Here is a 17,017-nt window from a genome sequence, read left to right as displayed (position 1 = left end):
TTACTAAATTTAATAAGCCTAAGTCTTCCTATAAAAAGACCTTAGTATATAATACTAAATTTCTATTTTTTGGTTACTATTTTTAAATTAATATTTAAAATTTGTCTAATTTTGACGTAACACAATATAAAATTTTTAATATAATGTAGAAAGTAAATTTTAAGGAGCGATACTATGCCCTCTAGTATACTAAGTATGAGTATTGTTGAAACTCAAAATGTTCCAATTATAATAGGAAACACTTCTTCTTTTAATGTAAGTATCCAAAATCTTAGTTCTAGCCAAAGATTATATAATTTAGGTATTTCTCTAACATTACCTGATGGTATGGTTCTTTCATCATCTACTATTCCTCAAACTTCTAGCATTACAAATGTAGACAACAGCGTCACGTATTCCTGGATAAATATTAAGGACCTTGCTCCTATGGAAATAAATTTTAGCTTTAGTATAACAGTAAAATGTAATACTAAATTTAAAAATGGATCTACTATTCCTTTTGGATATAATTTTTCTGGAATAAATGTAGAATGCCAAGTGGACACCATGCCTAGGGGAGCCTATGATATAGGAAATGAAGTGATTACTCAACAAATATCCATGACTTACGTAACTGTTAGATTTGCTAGTACTATAACAACTTCTGAAAAAGTTTTAAAGGGTGCTGGAACTTCAGCTTCTTTAAATGATTATACTCAAGTAACTACTGCTACATGTAAAGTTTTAAATAACTCAATCTCAACTTCTTTAGTAAATATATCAATACTATTACAGGATGGTATAAGATATATTGGAAATATTACCATATATGGTACTGATGCCTCTAAATTTTCTAGTCCTACTATAAGTACAGTTAATATTAATGGCACTATATATACTCAGCTTTATTATGGAAATGTTAATCTATCTATAAATAGTAATACTACATTAACATTTAGCTACGCAGTGTGGAACCAGTATAATAACAATCAAGGAAGCTTTATAGTACATGGAACTATGCTAAATATGTTAATTAACATGACATCTGCTGATCCTCTCATTACTTCCTCTTCAAATAGTAGTACTAGTTTTGCTGCTATGGATTTAATAATAACAACTTCCACAAATAGGCCTACGGTAGATGTCCAAACAAGCTTCACTTACACCTATGTTTTTAAGGTTGGCCAATACTATAATATTCAAAACATTATAGTTAATTATTTCATCCCAGATGGTATACTTTATTTGTCTAGTGCTCCATCTCCAACTTCAGCTGTAAATAATCCTACCTTGCAAGGTTATTATTTAACGTATAATTTTTCTTTGGCAACTCAAAATTCTACTAAAACTGTTGCTATTTACGCTAAAATAGATAGCTACTATAGATATAAATTAGATATCCAATCTTTAAATTTACCTGTAGTAGCTTATGATCCATTTTTAGCTACAGCTAATATTTTAGGAACTCTTGTTGGCCCATTTACTCAAGTTAGCGATAGCTCTAGTGTTAGTTCCAACATAGGAGTAGGAACTATAACAAAACAATTTATAAAAGGGTATTATAAAGATGGAACTCCTAAAACTATAAATACGTTAGCTCCAGGTGATTTTGCAGAATATCTTCTAACTTATAATGCATCTACATTACAAGCAACGCAAAAAGGAATTTATATAGATGATTTTTTCCCACTATCTGCAGATCCGATTGATAGTCTTAACTATGTATACACTAATATTACCCCTATAAAGCCGCCACAATTGATTAGCCCTCATGGAGTAGATTTCTATTATGGAGATTTGTCAGGATTATCAACATGTACTATTGATTTTAAAATTCCTATAGCATCTCTTGGATCATCAGCTCGAAATGCTAATTTAATGAAATTAAAAGGGATAAATACTTATGGATATGCTTATAGTAACCGATCTCAAGTAAATATTAATATAGGAAGTCCAAACTTAAGTTTAACAAAATCCGTATCAGGTCCTAATAAAAGTGCTATTCAAGCAAATGAAATTTACACTTACACCGTTACTATAAGTAATTCAAATAATCTTGGTAGTGAAACAGATGCCTTTGATTTTACCCTAAATGATACTTTATCATCTTCTTGGTCCGCACTTAATCCTAACAGTATAAATGTGACTGGAACAGGAAGTTATAATTCTCCAATCATTCAAAGTAACAACATCGTTGTATATATAAATAAATTATCCCCAGGCCAATTTATAACATTAACATATCAAGTAAATATAAGCTCTATTTTAGCTCCTGGAGTTAATATTACTACTACCGCTACAAATACTAATCCCTATTCACAGATTTATAATGCAAGTTCAACTAACTTTCAATATAGTAATCTAAATAAAAGTGTTTCAGTTACTTTATCATCATCAGCTATAGATATTACAAAAACTAACTTTCCTAATACTTTCAAAGTTGGTTCTCCTATAACTTATACTCTTACAATTACAGTTCCTCAAGGGACTATAGCTTATGGACTATATGGAAAAGATATTTTACCAAGTGGAGGGCAATTATATTTAGGGCCTTCGTATAAAAATGGTATTCTTATTACACCTACAGTTTCTTCAAATACTATCACTTTACCAACTGAGGGAACTGTTGATGCTAGATTATCTGTTCAAACAATATCATATATAATTACAGCTAAAATAAATAATGCTAATAAAAGTATCAATACTACAACATCAACACAAACAAATACGTTCCAATGCTTATATCAGCAAATCCAAAGTGGAAGCTTTAGTACTATAAGTAAGAGCCTAACTGTAACAATAAATCATCCGAATTTATTAATGACACTAAGCGCAATAGATAAAACAACATCTACTTTATATACTAAAACAGCCACTATAAATACTAACTCTATAGTACAATTTAAATTAAATTTTCAAAATAACAGTTTAATTAATTTATCAAACGGAACTATACAAATTCCTATAAATAGCAACTTTTTATTTTATTCAATAGATACGACAGTACTATGTAGTGCGACATATAATATCTCTTCAAAAACAATTATTATAACTGTTCCTAGCTTAAATCCATCAGTTTCAGGTTATATTGCTTTCACTGTTATACCTCTATCAACATTGAATTCAGGAACTACTATAAACACCCAAGCAACAGCTATTTCATATTATAACGATATATCTCCTACTAAAGTCTATTCTGGAGAACAAAGTAATGTATTAAGCTGTTTATTGCAACCAGGTGTTTCCTTATTGCCTGATCCTTTATACAAGATAAATGACTCAACATCATTCTATGTCACACCTCCTGGAAATACAGCTATAATTTTGAATTATTTTAAAAATACTGGTGGTGGATATGATAGCTTTACTTTAGAAATACAAAAAGTTAATATTAATTATAGCCTATATATAAATGATATTAAGATAGCAGATATTCCATCAAATACACTCTATCAAGAAGACTTGCCTCAAATAGCAAATTTAGCACCTAATGAAACTGCTATAATAAAGATTACTGCTGCAATTCCTGCAGATCAACCATTAGGTATAGGATATAATTTTATTGTTACTGCCATATCTAAAACTAGTCCTTATCCAAGTCAAACTGTTTTAAATATAGATCCTAATCCATTTTAAATAAATAAAAAACATCGATTAATCTAAGATAATCGATGTTTTTTAATAATATAATAACAAACTTATATTCATAAATATTTTATTGTTATTTATTAAATTAGATGATGCATACTCAATCGTTCCTTTTATATCTTCTTTATTAGTAAAAGTTATGCCAATAGGTACCAACATATCTGTAGAGAACCCAAATACACCTTTTATAAATCTATTATTACATTTATACCTATAACATATTTCATATTCTATTTTTCCTATTATTAAGAGAGTAAATAAATTTAAATGTGGACTATTTATAAGCTTAATTTCAATTATTTGCAATTTATACCTATCATTTATTATTTCATCTATATTTATTTCTAGAGTATTTTCTAATAATACTTGTTTAAATAACTTATCTTCACATATTGTTTTAACATAATTACTTTTTTTTATATCTCTATATGGAGGTTTCTCTACATTATATATATAATCATACCCTACAGTAGAGTAGTTAATTATCGGCTTACAAAAGTATATCGGCAATACCAATACTTTAAAAGTTATTTTTATTTTTTCTTGTGATTTTAAACTTCCCAAACGAAAGCCATTTTCTGGATTTAAACATCTTTTTTTAACTTCATTCACTGTTATGGAATTTTCAATAAAGTCGGTACCCATTGGAATGTTATCTTGAAAGAATAAATTATTTGTAGTTACTTTTCCTATATTGCTGATAATAATTGTATATATTAGTACGTCAAATGGGTATGTCTGCTTTTTATTTACAGATTTACTAATCTCCAATGTGTCTTTTATAATCTGTGTAGACACAGTATTACTAAACATAGTCTTGCTGATTATAGGTGCTTGCGATGATAATCTGTATTTATAATTTATCCTGCATTCATTTATTACTTTCATAAAATCACCATTTAATATTTTTATATACTCTATCTAATGTTCTTCTAAATATTGAATCAATAAAGTAATGCTAACTATAGCCTTGCTGTTGTCCAGAGGAGCCGTACTTATATCTTCAATTAAATATCTTAAGTTTACTATTTCTTCATTACATGTATCCTTAGGTATTACTATAAATGTGCTAAAAGGGATTTTAACTTCTTTTACAATGTTATTACATTTATTACAATTGATATAGTAGGTTACTAATAAGCTCAAACTTATTTCACCTAAAACTACTAATTTTTTTCCAGTTAAGTGTTGACCTTCTAACGATGTTCCTTCCATTGTATTTATTATTTTTGTTGATACTATATTTAAGCTTGGAATAGTAGATTCTATTTTAGATATCCTTATTTCTTGATTATTGTAGTATGAATTTCTATATAAATTATTCCTATCATTTCCTTTTTTATATGCATCAATATTAAGGTTAACCGTTTCGTAAACATTAAACTGTTTAAAATACCTTAAAGCTTCTAGTTCTTCTGGGCAGGAAAAACTAGAGACCATTTTTTGTAAATCAACTTTCATATTTTATTTTCCTCCCTAAATTATTTATTTTATATAGTACAAGATGCTAATATGTAATATCTGTTATATATAATATGAAAATTTTTATTTAAAGTACCCTTTTGCTAAATTAAATTCATGCATTTTATAAATAAAGTAGGGAAAAATACTTTTAAACATTAAGTATAATTAATCCTTTGGAGGTATATATTTATGAGTTTAAAAACACCTATAAATCGTAGTTTTAATATTATCTGCCCCAAGTGTGAACATAAATATTTATATGATTTAAGATTAGATGAACTTAAAGAGTTAAGTCTTAATAAAACTTCTTCTGATTTAGAAAATCAATATGAATTTTTATCTTATGTTGTTTGTAAAAATCCTTTATGTAATTATGACATGGAATTAAAAGGACACATTTGTGAATATCCCGAAAATATAGTAAAGTCAGCTGAAATATTTTCTACAAAATAAAAACAAGTGAATTTATAATTCACTTGTTTTTATTTTGAATTCTCTATAAGATGTTTCATAGTCTCCTTATTCATTCCACCTGGAACATATTGAGTTATATATCCTTCTTTATCTATTATAAATGTCGATGGAAATGCATTAATTCCATATTGATAAACTAGGCTTCCACCTTCATCAAATAATATAGGAAAAGTATGATTCTCTTTTTCTAAAAACTTTTTTATATGCTCTTGATTTCCTTCTCTGCCTAGATTAGGTGATGCAACCCCAAGTATCACTACCTCATCATTATTTTTATTATATTCTTTATATAAATCTTCTATATAAGGCATTTCTTCTCTACATGGAGGACACCAAGTAGCCCAAAAGTTTAAGAATATAGTTTTTCCCTTGTAATCACTTAACTTATGCTCTTTACCATATTGATCATATAAATTAAAATCTAATGCTTTTATTTTTTCTTCCTTAGCTTCCTCTTTTCCTTCTGAATCAGATATACTTTGGTTGTTTTCTATTTTATTTTCATTTTGAATTTTAGAAAAATCAACTTTATTGTTAATTCCATTTATTATCATTATCAGTCCTGATATAACAAGGATAATTCCACTAATTTTTTTAATTTCTGTCATATAAGATTTGATTTTTTGTACTCTATTAATTAACTTATTATAAAATAGAGCAACTAATATAAATGGTAATATAAATCCTATGGTATATATCCCTATTAATAAATATGCTGTAGATGAATTATCTGCCGTTGATGACATTATTAATACAGATGCTAGCATAGGTCCTATACACGGAGTCCACCCAAAACTAAATGTAAATCCAAGTAAAAAAGCTGTTATTGGATTCATTTCTTTTGATTTTAATTGAAGTCTTTTTTCTGTATTTAATAAATTTGATTTTATAATATCTAAGCAGAATAATCCCATAAATATAATAATTATTCCACCTAATATCATTATTATATCTTTATTTGCATTAAAAAATGTTCCTAAAGCATTTAATGATGACCCTAGTATAAAAAATGTTATCGAAATACCTAATGTAAAGAATATTGTATTTTTAAATAAAGCACTTTTAGCAAAACTCCCTTTATTCAAGTTTTCTACACTACTATTAGATAACATACTTAAATATATAGGTAGTATAGGTAATATGCATGGTGATAAAAATGACAATAAACCCTCTACAAATACAACCATTAAGTTTATTTTTTCCATTGAACTCTCCTAACTATTTTTTCTATACTTCTTTTATCATTGATGGTGATAATATATCATTGAGAGCTTCTGTCATAGTTGGATGTGCATAAATTCTATCTCTTAAATAAGTATATTTGACCTCCATATCTATAGCTAATTGTATTAGATGTATAAGCTCACTAGATTCTTCACATATCATAGTTGCTCCTAGAATTTTTTCACTTTCTTTATCTATAACTATTTTTATAAATCCATCAGTTTTTCCTATTTGTTTAGCTCTAGGTATAGATTCTACTGCCATTTTTGCAACTAATATATTATACCCTTTTTCTTTTGCTTGTTTTATATTTAATCCAACTCTAGAAAATGCAGGATCTAAAAATAACACATTTGGAATATTTTTCCTATATGTTGTTTTTCTAGTCTTATCTTCAAACAAGTTATTTCTTATTATTCGGTAATCATCTAATGAAATATAAGTAAATTGAGGTCCTCCATTTACATCACCTATCGCCCAAATATTTTTAACTGTAGTTTCTAATACTTTATTAACTTTTATAAATCCTCTTTCATTTAATTCTATATTTGCTCTTTCTAAATTTAATCCTTCTATATTTGCTTTTCTACCTGTAGCTATTAATACTACATCACTGTCCAGTTCTCTATATTGATTATCTTCATTTTTTATATATATTAACTTAGCTAATTTATTTTCCTCTTTTATTTCAACTATTGATACATTATTTAAGAAATTTACATTCCTTTTTTGTAATATATTTATTACTTCTTCTGAGTCATCACTATCTTCATTTGGAAGTATTGTACTATGAGTGTTAACTACAGTTACTTTACTTCCAAATGAAGCATAAATTCCAGCAAATTCAAGTCCTATATATCCAGCTCCTATTATTGTTATATTCTTAGGCAGTTTTTTCAGTTTCATTAAAGTTTCATTTGTATAAACTATATTAGAGTTTTCTATCCCTTTTATACTTGGTATATTTGGCTTTGATCCTGTATTTATAAATATCTTTTCACCCTCTAATAAAACATTTTTTCCCTCTATAGTTTTTACTTCTATAGTTTTTACTTCTATAGTTTTTCCATTTATAAATGAACCCTCGCCTACAAATATAGTAATATTTTCATTACTATTTAATTTATTATAATTTGCACTTCTTAGTTTTGTTATTAAGTCTTCTTTCTTATTTATTGATTCTTCATATCTTAATTCTTTTTCACTAAACTTATTTAAACTTTCTCTTCTTATTTCACTTGCTTGATTTTCTAATATTTTAGTAGGTATACATGCTTGGTTTATACATGTACCACCGTACATTTCTTTTGATTTCTCTATTAACGCTACCTTTTGACCTCTGTTAGCTAAATCTGTAGCTAATGTTTTTCCACCTTTTCCGAATCCTATTATTATTGCATTAAATTTATTTATCATATTAACAGCACCTTTCTTTTCATCTTATATATATACTATATAATCAATATAAGATAATGAAAATTAGGTACTTTTTAGTAACCTGGTAATTTTGTACAACAACCAAAAAGCTGTAACACTAAATCTTAGTGTTACAGCTTTTTAATTACATTTATAAAATTCTTTTTGCTCCAACATAAGTATTTTTCCAATAGCTAGTGTTTACATCCACTTTTTTTACTACTCCTTTTGAATTTGGTGCATGTATCATTTTTCCATCCCCTACATATATCCCTACATGAGTTACACGACCGCTTGAGTCTGAGCTTGAAAATATCAAATCTCCAGATTGTAAGTTAGATTTGCTCACTGATTTACCTACTTTATATTGATCTCTTGATACTCTTGGAGTTTTTATTCCATTTTGACCAAATACATAGTGTACGAGTCCAGAGCAATCAAAGCTATTCGAACCTTCTGCCCCCCAAACATATGGCTTACCTAGCTGTTCATGAGCCTTTTTTACTATTGCTTGAACTTTACTAGATTAATCAACTGAATTAGTCGTTTGAGAATTATTTTGATTTGAGCTATTAGAGCTTGAACTATATTTATTTGAATTTATATACTTAGCACTTCCCCATCCAATTTTTCCGTTTGATAGTTTTATTTTATACCAGCTGCTACCTCTCTCTATTATTTGAACATTAGTATTTCTTTTCGCATTAGATATTATCTTATAAGAAGCGCTTGGCCCCGATCTTATATTTAAAGTAGTAGCAGTTATTACTCCTTGTGGATTATCTGCATACGTATTAGATATTGATATAGCTGCACTCATAATCGTTAATCCTGCTATCGTTTTTATACTCTTCCTCATAATAGTTCTCCTCTTTATTATTATATTTAATAATATATATTTTTTTCTTAAATTATTTGCTTCTTTATGTATAAAATATATCAATAAAAAAAAAGTACCTCAATTAGGTACTTTTTTGTAACCTACATATTTAATTATCACAGACAAGATTTTTATTACTCCAATATATCATTGTTTCCATGATAGGAAGCAATTTTAATCCAGCCTCACTTAAATAATAGGTAGATTCTACTGTATTATTTAAAATCTTTTTATCATTTATTACTATATCATTACTTATTAATAAGTCTAGTTGCTGAGTCAACATCTTTTTTGTACAGCCTTCTACAGCTCTTTGTAACTCTCCAAATCTCATTTTATTATCTTGAAGCTCCCATATTATTGCAGCAACCCATTTTTTCCCTAGTATGTTTGATAAAGCTTCTACAGGACAATCGTATATAATCTCATCTATATTATACATACTTACATCTCCTTTATATCGAGTACTTATTTATAATCAATAATTATATTTATTATAATTAATCAGTTATAAAATATAACATATTATTTATATAATTAAAAGCGTAGATTTCTCTACGCTTTTTATATAAATATAAAATTATAAATATTCTTCAACTTTTTCTTTCAAACTATCTTTAGGTATAAAACCTACTAATCTATCCATTTCCTTTCCATCTTTAAAAATAACCACTGTTGGAACAGTTGTTACTATAAATCTTTGGGCAAGTTCCATACTTTGGTCTATATCAACTTTTAAAAATTCTGCACTTTCCTTCATTTCATCTCCTAATGAATTATACACTGGAGACAACATTTTACATGGTCCACACCAAGTTGCAAAGAAATCTACTACAACTGTTCCTTTTTTGTTTTCTACACTATCAATAAATTCATTAGTTTTTATTATTTTTGACATAATCTTAATCTCCCTTTTTATACATATAGTTTATCTTTATTTATATAGCAATAATAACTTTTTTCATTTGTTTCTATACTTAATGAATCATCATTTATAATTACTTCGTTTATGCTTGAATCTTCAACCTCACACACTGTATATTCATCAGAATTTCCAAAACTTAAATATGCCTTATTAGCTTTTGCTTCATATCTAAATCTAACATTTGCGTTACTTATCTTTACATCGTTACCCTCGATTTTATGTTTTATTATTACATCAGTATATTCATTTTTATTTATTACATCCTTTATTTTATAAGTTAATTTGTTATTCATATTTATCTCAAATCCTTTCTAATTGATTATATAACTAATATAACAAACATAAATCAGCCCCTCAATTAGGTACTTTTTTGTAACCACTTATAAAAACTATCCCTATAGAACATTTCAGTCTATCTTATGCATATATAATAATAGTTAGTTTTATATAAAATTAATTAAATACATTAAAAACTGTTTTTATCCTATAAAGGAGAGTGTTTATATTGAAGAATGGTCCTGTTAATTATAGTAAGTTTATAGTTGGATTCATAGGTTTATTCTTAGGAATATTAGGATTTTCATTTACTCAGCTTTGGTTTATTTTAGGTATGGGATTGGCTCTATTTATAGCATCTATTGTAGCAGGCTAATATTATCTTTACATTAACCCCTCTACTAAAAATGATAAGGAGTAAGAATTTTACTTTCACTCCTTATTATTTTTATATTTGTATTTTATAAATTATCATCATCTAATTATTTTCAATATGTTTTAATATATAATCTCTAAATGATTTTATTATAGTAGATACATATTCACTTTTTAAGTAACTCATATAGATTATTCTTTCTTTGATAGGTTCCTTTATATTTATTTTTGATAATAAATTTGTATTGATGGTCGGAGAATTTGGAACTATAGATATGCCTGCTCCTGCAGAAACTAATCCCTCAACTACACTTCCTATATTTGCTCCTTTAGGCTCAATTGATATTTTAGGTGTATAACCTAACATATCTGTATATGAAAGTATCTTATCTTTACTACTTTCACAAAATGCAATAAAGGACTCATCTTCTAAATCCTTTAGTGATATTTCTTTTTTAGCTGATAGCTCATGATTTTTGGGAACTATAAGCACATATTTTTCTTTTTTTATTGGAACACATTCTATACTACTATCTAAAATTGGTTCGGTGTGATTATCATAAAATCCGATATCAATTTTTCTAGTTTTTAAATCATCTATTATCTCTGTTATAGATTGTTGATTAAACTGAAATTTTGTATTAGGATTCTCATTTAGAAAATCACTAATTATAAAATTCATAAAGTAAGCCCCCACTCTAGATGTAGATGATATGGATATTTTGTCTATGTTCTCACTAGCCATCTCATCTAATTCTTTTATTCCTTTTCCAATTTCCAATAATGCTCTCTCTGCATGAACCAAAAATATTTTTCCATATCTAGTTAATTTTACATTTCTTCCTCTTTTTTCAAATAAAGGAACATTTAATTCTTCTTCTAGCTTTGATATGGATTTACTTAATGCAGGCTGAGTAACTAATAATAACTTAGATGCTGTAGTAAAATTTTCAGTTTCAGCGATTACTTTGAAATATTCTAGTTGCTGTAAATTCATTGTATCCTCCTATTTATAAAATAAACCTATAACTAAAAGTTATTGATATATGATTTTTTTCAATTAGACATCTTTTTTACAAAGATGCTATAATTACTATCATTCACAATAAATATTTTTACATTTAATTATGAATTTTACTTATTAGTATATCAAATTTATTAAATTGCAGAAATAGAAATTAAAATCTAATATATAAATAAAAATAAAAGGAGTATTAGTTATGATGAAAGTTAATAAAGACCTTTGTATAGGTTGTTCTTTGTGTGTTAAGGATTGCATTGTAAGAGATATAGAGCTTATAGATGGAAAAGCTAACATTAATAATATCGCTTGTTTTAAATGTGGTCACTGTATAGCTATTTGTCCTAAAAATGCAGTATCAACTGATGACTATAATATGGATGAAGTAAAAAACTATAATAATGACGATTTCTCTATTGATCCCGATAATTTATTGAACTTCATTAAATTTAGAAGAAGTGTAAGACATTTTAAAACTCAAGATGTAGAAATAGAAAAGCTTACTAAAATTATAGAGGCTGGCAGATTTACTCAAACAGCAACAAATTCTCAAGATGTATCTTATGTAGTTGTTAAAGACAATATAGAAAAGCTTAAAGAAATGTCTTTAGAAAGATTAAGTGATATGGGTAATTATATGCTTGCCAATTTAACACCTGAAACAATGAAATATAAAAGATATGCACAAATGTGGGTAAGAATGTATGAAGAATTTAAATCAAATCCAACTGGTAGAGATAGTTTATTCTTTAATGCTCCAGCTATAATTCTTGTAGTTTCAGATAATCCTATAAATGCTAGTTTAGCTTCTTCAAATATGGAACTTATGACTAATGCATTAGGTCTTGGTACATTCTTTAGTGGATTTTTCACAAAAGCTGCTGAAGGCAACAAAAAAATTATGAACTTCTTAGGATTAGATGAAAATCAAAAAATTGTAACTTGTATGGTCATTGGATATCCTAGCGTTAAATATCAAAGAACTACTCCTAGAAAAGATGCTCAAATTTCTTGGAAATAATTAAAAATGCACATTGATATTTATCAATGTGCATTTTTACAAGTTTTAATAATATATTTATTCTCAAGATGCTATAACTACAGATTATCATATGCTTTGATTAAGAAAAATTTGATTAATCTAAGTAGCTTGGTATTTCTTTAGCTATAGATTTTATATATTTCATTTTTAATACTATAAAATACATAAAGTATATTACAAAGAATAGTACTGGTACTATTAAACCTTTTATCCCTACTGGAACATCAAATCCATATTTAATAATCCCTAAAGCAAAAATAGAATTTAAAGTTGCTATAATATATGGAATAAAGAATATAGATCCTATTTCTATATTTAAAACTCTCTTCATTTCGTTATAAGACAATCCTAATTTTAATAAATTTTTGTATTTTTCCTTATCAAATATTAAATCTGTATAGAATCTAAAATATAAGAAACTACAACTTCCTATAAAGAATATAATACCTACAAATGTTCCTATAAATAACATAATTTTTGAAGATATTAGTTCTATATTATAAACATCTGGTAAGTTAGAAAACATCTCATAATCAAATTTTTCATATTCACCATAAACTTTATCAGACTTAAGTTTTCTTTGTTCATCTAATTTATTAATTGTATTAAAACTATCTTCCCACCCATTATAATTATACCCATATCCTGTCCATACTTTATAACTATTATCATTTTTTAATTTATTATATAAATTATCACTAACAACAACCATGTCATTATAGTATCCTTCTGAAAGTAATGGACCAGACGCATTACCTGCTATAACTAAGTCTTTATTTACTATATTAAATGTATGTGTTTCTAACGTTTTAGATCTTCCTCTAGGTACTCTGATTGCTTCATTTTCACTTACGTTTAGCTTCTCATAACCTAACACATCCCCCACTTTATTAAATTCAGATGTGCTAATTACATAAGTTCTATCTGAAAAATATAAAACATCATAACTAGTTTTTTCATATTTATATTTATTTTCTTTTAATGTATTTTCAATTAAGCTAACTTGTAAATCTTTAATTTTATTATCTTCACTACTCATATAAAAAACAGCAAATGGAAATCCCTCTTTTGATTGCTCTAGCTGACTTTGTACAGAAGATGATAATGCACTTATTGATACTAGTGTTATTGATAATAAAATACTAGTTAAAAATAATAGTCTTGAATTATCTTTAACTTTATATACCATATTACTTATCCATAGCACATTAGTTTTGTTTAAATAAAGTTTTTTATTCTCTTTTAATTTCTTAAAGAATAACACACTAAATTGAGTGAAAAATATATAAGTTCCTATTGTTAGGGATGCAAAAATTAATAGTTCAACATCTTCTACTTGTAATATTATTGCTATATATCCACCTAATACTAATATAATACTTAATATGCTTAATATAATTGAGGCATTAGGCTCTTTTTTAGGTTTTTTATCTCCATTTAATAATTCAATTATATCTTTATTTTTTATAACTTTTATAATTACTGGGCTTGTTATAGTAAATAAAATAATAAATACTATTGAAGTTAACAATATTGGAATCGTAGGAATATATAAACTAGTTGCATTTACTTCAAATAAGTCACTTATTAACATTAAAAATGGCTTAGCAAGTAAAAATCCTAATACAATTCCTGATATTATAGATATTAATCCTATTATTAAATTTTCTAGTAAAAGAAGCTTCTTAAACTGTTTGTCAGACATCCCTAGAATCATAAGTGTTCCTAATTCTCTATATCTACTTTTAACGAAGGTTCCTAATGAATAAATAATAAACAACAAAGAAAAACATGTAATTATCGATTCTGTGAATGTAAGTGCAATCCCCATAGCACTATTTGATTCGATTCCCATATTTGCTACAGCAGGACGAAAGGCAGACATAGCGAACATAAAAAATAACATTACCGATACTGTACAACTAAAATAGTATCCTAAATAATATTTAAAATTTCTTGTCACACTATTGTATGCAAACTTCTTAAAATCCACTATCTACCACCTCCAATATGAAACAGTACAGATAGTATCTGTTCATAAAATTCTTCTTTATTTGTACTTTTATTTAGTTCTTTATAAACTTCTCCATCTTTTATAAATATTACTTTTTTACAAAAACTTGCAGTATACGGTTCATGTGTGACCATAAGAGTAGTTACATTCTTTTCATTATTTAATTTTGTAAATATATCCATAACATCATCAGTAGCTTTTGAATCTAAATTTCCTGTAGGTTCATCAGCTAGTAATATAGAAGGGGTATTTATTATCCCTCTTGCAACTGCTGTCCTTTGAGCTTGACCACCTGATATTTCAAAAGTTCTCTTATTTAGTATGCTTTCTATACCTAAATTCTTAGCAACTTCTATTACTTTTTTATTCATCTTATCTATAGATACACCTTCAAGTGTTAACGGCAATACTATATTTTCATTTATAGTTAATGTGTCTAATAAATTAAAGTTTTGAAATACAAATCCTAACTCATTTCTTCTAAATTTTGATAGCTCTTGGCCCTTTAACTTATGTGGATTTATAGAGTTTATTATTACTTCACCACTTGTTGGTTTATCTATTGTAGATATTACATTCAATAATGTTGATTTACCACTACCACTGGGTCCCATTACTGCTACAAAATCTCCTTTATTTATAGTTAAATTTATATTTTTTAAAGCTGTATGTGATACTTTACCTGTATAAACTTTAGATAAGTTATTTATTTTTAATAGCTCCATATATTAATCTCCTTTTATTTTATGTGAGTACATACTCTATTTCATTGCTAGATAAATTTATATTACTAATGGTATCATTTTTTATTTTTTATTTATATTGATTTGCCTTTCACTAGCATTACATTTTTGTAAGATTGATATATTTAATTAAAAATATATAATTTAGCTAAATTTCACAATAAGAAATTAAAAGTTTAAAATCAAGAAGATTTTTAAATTTATCTAATGTTAAAATGAAATATAGGAAAAATAAATCATATAAAATTTAATTTTGCATAGGAGAAAACACATTATGAAAAAAGTATATTTTAATCCAGGTTGTGCTCTAAGTATCTACAAACCTGATATGGAAAATCGTATCTTAAAATTTTTAAATGAAAACTATGGAGAAGTTAAACTTCATAAAATCTGCTGTCAACATGATCCTCAGCTTGAACCAGAATCATTAATTATAAATGTATGTGCTGGATGTGATAGACGCTTTAGAAGCTTATATGAAGGTATATCAACAATATCTATCTGGGAGATAATCGATAGTTTAGATGGATTTAATTATCCAGATTATAAAGGACTAAAAGTTTCTGTTCAAGATGCTTGTCCTATAAGAGAAAAATCAGGAGTTCACAAAGCTGTACGTAGTTTATTAAAAAAAATGAATATTGAAGTTATTGAGACTGAATTTTATGGATCACACTCAATATGTTGTGGAGATAGCCTTTATCCTGCACTTCCATTAGAAACCATCCATAAAAAAATGAATGAAAGAGCTAATTCTATGCCTTGTGATGATGTTTGTGTATATTGTGTTTCTTGTATAAAGTCAATGCACATTGGCGGTAAAAATCCTAGATATTTAATAGATCTTTTAATGAATGAATCAACTGATCCTCAGATATACGACACTGTTCAATGGCATGAACAGCTACAAGAATATATTGAATCACATTAATATCATGACATCTGAAGAAAAATGGAAACGTATTATCGAAAATGATATAGATAGTGATGGTAAGTTCTTTTATGCAGTAAAAACAACAAAAATTTTCTGTAGACCATCATGCAAATCAAAAACTCCATTAAGAGTTAATGTAACCTTTTTTGATACAAAAAATCAAGCTATAGCTGCCGGTTATAGACCTTGTAAAAGATGTCGTCCTGATCTTTCGCAATTTAATCCATCTGAGGATTTAGTATATAAAACAAAAAATTTAATAGATATATATTTTAGAAATTCGGATGAGCTTGAAAGAGAAATACAAGACCTCGGTATTAATAGAAATCATCTAAATAAGCTCTTCTTAATTTATTATGGAAAAACAATAACTCAATATTTACGTTTTGTTAGAGTTGAAAAATCCAAGCTTATGTTACTTGAAGGCTCAAAGATTATTGAAAGTGTATTTGAATGCGGGTTTGGAAGTGTATCATCTTTTTATTCAAGCTTTAAGAAAGAAACCGGATATTCCCCAAAGTTATTTATAAAAATTATGCAAAACAATAAATAATTTAACAGTACCATTGTTTAAAATAAAAAACACATTGATAAAGTTATCA

General features: G+C 26.7%; 18 protein-coding genes. 6 read left to right on the top strand and 12 right to left on the bottom strand.

Annotated elements, in window-relative coordinates; all coding sequences use genetic code 11:
* Positions 1–174 precede the first annotated feature (174 nt).
* Complete coding sequence (locus NWE74_RS14010; protein ID WP_258243612.1) at positions 175–3,615, top strand: isopeptide-forming domain-containing fimbrial protein; 3,441 nt, start codon at positions 175–177, stop codon at positions 3,613–3,615.
* 42 nt (positions 3,616–3,657) lie between these two features.
* On the opposite strand, the gene NWE74_RS14005 is transcribed toward NWE74_RS14010, so the two are convergent.
* A complete protein-coding gene (locus NWE74_RS14005) occupies positions 3,658–4,515 on the bottom strand; it encodes a DUF11 domain-containing protein (RefSeq protein ID WP_258243611.1) in 858 nt (285 codons plus the stop codon).
* 33 nt (positions 4,516–4,548) lie between these two features.
* Positions 4,549–5,088 carry a hypothetical protein gene (locus NWE74_RS14000; RefSeq protein ID WP_258243610.1) on the bottom strand — a complete coding sequence of 180 codons (540 nt, stop codon included), beginning with the start codon at positions 5,086–5,088 and terminating at the stop codon, positions 4,549–4,551.
* A gap of 192 nt (positions 5,089–5,280) precedes the next feature.
* On the opposite strand from NWE74_RS14000, the gene NWE74_RS13995 reads away from it, so the two are divergent.
* Entirely contained in the window at positions 5,281–5,544 is a 264-nt protein-coding gene (locus NWE74_RS13995) for a hypothetical protein (protein WP_258243609.1), read from the top strand.
* 29 nt (positions 5,545–5,573) lie between these two features.
* Here NWE74_RS13995 and NWE74_RS13990 read toward each other — a convergent pair whose 3' ends face one another.
* From NWE74_RS13990 to NWE74_RS13960, 7 genes are all read right to left on the bottom strand, one after another.
* On the bottom strand, positions 5,574–6,770 hold the full coding sequence (locus NWE74_RS13990) for a cytochrome c biogenesis protein/redoxin (RefSeq protein WP_258243608.1): 1,197 nt from the start codon (positions 6,768–6,770) through the stop codon (positions 5,574–5,576).
* A 22-nt stretch (positions 6,771–6,792) separates the two neighbouring features.
* On the bottom strand, positions 6,793–8,205 hold the full coding sequence (locus NWE74_RS13985) for a dihydrolipoyl dehydrogenase family protein (protein ID WP_258243607.1): 1,413 nt from the start codon (positions 8,203–8,205) through the stop codon (positions 6,793–6,795).
* Between the two features lie 151 nt (positions 8,206–8,356).
* On the bottom strand, positions 8,357–8,713 hold the full coding sequence (locus NWE74_RS13980) for a C40 family peptidase (protein ID WP_258244465.1): 357 nt from the start codon (positions 8,711–8,713) through the stop codon (positions 8,357–8,359).
* A gap of 18 nt (positions 8,714–8,731) precedes the next feature.
* Entirely contained in the window at positions 8,732–9,064 is a 333-nt protein-coding gene (locus NWE74_RS13975; protein WP_258243606.1) for an SH3 domain-containing protein, read from the bottom strand.
* A 130-nt stretch (positions 9,065–9,194) separates the two neighbouring features.
* Positions 9,195–9,527, bottom strand: coding sequence for a winged helix-turn-helix transcriptional regulator (locus NWE74_RS13970; protein ID WP_258243605.1), 333 nt, complete (start codon positions 9,525–9,527; stop codon positions 9,195–9,197).
* Between the two features lie 138 nt (positions 9,528–9,665).
* Positions 9,666–9,983: a thioredoxin gene (trxA, locus tag NWE74_RS13965; protein WP_258243604.1), complete on the bottom strand. Its 318-nt coding sequence runs from the start codon at positions 9,981–9,983 to the stop codon at positions 9,666–9,668.
* A 17-nt stretch (positions 9,984–10,000) separates the two neighbouring features.
* Positions 10,001–10,303 carry a hypothetical protein gene (locus NWE74_RS13960; protein ID WP_258243603.1) on the bottom strand — a complete coding sequence of 101 codons (303 nt, stop codon included), beginning with the start codon at positions 10,301–10,303 and terminating at the stop codon, positions 10,001–10,003.
* Between the two features lie 212 nt (positions 10,304–10,515).
* Between NWE74_RS13960 and NWE74_RS13955 the strand changes: the two genes are divergently transcribed.
* On the top strand, positions 10,516–10,662 hold the full coding sequence (locus NWE74_RS13955; RefSeq protein ID WP_170139049.1) for a hypothetical protein: 147 nt from the start codon (positions 10,516–10,518) through the stop codon (positions 10,660–10,662).
* Positions 10,663–10,764: 102 nt separating this feature from the next.
* On the opposite strand, the gene NWE74_RS13950 is transcribed toward NWE74_RS13955, so the two are convergent.
* Positions 10,765–11,658 carry a LysR family transcriptional regulator gene (locus NWE74_RS13950; RefSeq protein WP_258243602.1) on the bottom strand — a complete coding sequence of 298 codons (894 nt, stop codon included), beginning with the start codon at positions 11,656–11,658 and terminating at the stop codon, positions 10,765–10,767.
* 223 nt (positions 11,659–11,881) lie between these two features.
* On the opposite strand from NWE74_RS13950, the gene NWE74_RS13945 reads away from it, so the two are divergent.
* Positions 11,882–12,703 carry a nitroreductase family protein gene (locus tag NWE74_RS13945; RefSeq protein WP_258243601.1) on the top strand — a complete coding sequence of 274 codons (822 nt, stop codon included), beginning with the start codon at positions 11,882–11,884 and terminating at the stop codon, positions 12,701–12,703.
* A 115-nt stretch (positions 12,704–12,818) separates the two neighbouring features.
* Here the strand turns inward: NWE74_RS13945 and NWE74_RS13940 are convergent, their stop codons facing one another.
* Together NWE74_RS13940 and NWE74_RS13935 are read right to left on the bottom strand one after the other, a co-directional pair.
* Positions 12,819–14,717, bottom strand: coding sequence for an ABC transporter permease (locus NWE74_RS13940; RefSeq protein WP_258243600.1), 1,899 nt, complete (start codon positions 14,715–14,717; stop codon positions 12,819–12,821).
* A complete protein-coding gene (locus NWE74_RS13935) occupies positions 14,717–15,463 on the bottom strand; it encodes an ABC transporter ATP-binding protein (RefSeq protein WP_258243599.1) in 747 nt (248 codons plus the stop codon). Before NWE74_RS13935 ends, NWE74_RS13940 begins: the two co-directional genes overlap by 1 nt.
* A 292-nt stretch (positions 15,464–15,755) precedes the next feature.
* Here NWE74_RS13935 and NWE74_RS13930 point away from each other — a divergent pair, with 292 nt between their 5' ends.
* Together NWE74_RS13930 and NWE74_RS13925 are read left to right on the top strand one after the other, a co-directional pair.
* On the top strand, positions 15,756–16,412 hold the full coding sequence (locus tag NWE74_RS13930; protein WP_258243598.1) for a (Fe-S)-binding protein: 657 nt from the start codon (positions 15,756–15,758) through the stop codon (positions 16,410–16,412).
* Positions 16,378–16,968, top strand: a complete 591-nt coding sequence (locus NWE74_RS13925) for a bifunctional transcriptional activator/DNA repair enzyme AdaA (protein WP_258243597.1) — start codon at positions 16,378–16,380, stop codon at positions 16,966–16,968. The genes NWE74_RS13930 and NWE74_RS13925 overlap by 35 nt, the downstream gene beginning before the upstream one ends.
* Positions 16,969–17,017 lie beyond the last annotated feature (49 nt).

The sequence above is a fragment of the Romboutsia lituseburensis genome (genome assembly GCF_024723825.1).
GTDB lineage: Bacteria > Bacillota > Clostridia > Peptostreptococcales > Peptostreptococcaceae > Romboutsia_F > Romboutsia_F lituseburensis_A.
The sequence above is the reverse complement of the archived record's forward strand: the minus strand, read 5'-3'. Positions and strand labels throughout refer to the sequence as shown.